The following is a 751-nucleotide window of genomic DNA, read 5'->3' as shown; positions in this document are numbered from 1 at the left end:
CTTTCGTCGACGCATTGGCCGTGATCGCGTTGATGCGAGGTGCCTCCGCTGCGGCGGCCAATGCGTCGACGAAAGCCGGATCCAGTGCGAGCGCACCGAACCAGCCGTGCTGGGTGCCACTGAGCACGCGCAGCATGTGGCCACGGCCACCGGGCAGGCGCCCCATCGGGCCCAGCAGCACATCACGCGCCTTGGCCCAGGCGTGGCGGTCGGACTGGAACAGCGGCGTCAGCCAACGACTCCAGCGCTGGTACACCGCAACGTGCGCCCTGCGTTGCGCCTGGTACGCCTGCAACGCTTCGGCACCACCGCCATGCGTGCGAACGGCATCGCGCAATGCCAACGCATCGAGCAGCGCCATGTTCACCCCCTGCCCCAGCTGCGGGCTCATCGCGTGCGCGGCATCACCGGCCAGCACCATGCGGCCCTGGTGCCAGCGCGTCATCACCGCATCACGGTAGACCGCGCGCGCCATCTGGCCGGCATCGCGCAGGTGGGCGAAGCGCGCACTGGCCTGCGGCCACAGTGCATGCAGTTCATCCAGCCAGGGGGCCATGCCGTCGGCCTGCCAGCGCTACGTGGCCGCGCGCAAGATGATCGGGCTGCTGCCGGTCGGCACGCGCCCCGGTGATGACACGCCGCGCCTGAGCTTCTTCTGGAGCCTGCCACGCGCCGACTTCGAGCGCTGGCGCAGCTCCCGCACGTGCGGCCAGTCTTCGGCCGGCAGCAGGCACCACAGCGCCCCCCACGG

1 pseudogene is annotated in these 751 nt (G+C 70.8%); it reads right to left on the bottom strand.

The window, feature by feature from the left end:
- Window positions 1–751: pseudogene (locus ARC63_RS04095) on the bottom strand (FAD-dependent oxidoreductase); the annotation flags it as partial.

The organism is Stenotrophomonas geniculata ATCC 19374 = JCM 13324 (assembly GCF_001431625.1).
Classification (GTDB): Bacteria; Pseudomonadota; Gammaproteobacteria; order Xanthomonadales; family Xanthomonadaceae; genus Stenotrophomonas; species Stenotrophomonas geniculata.
The sequence above is the reverse complement of the archived record's forward strand: the minus strand, read 5'-3'. Positions and strand labels throughout refer to the sequence as shown.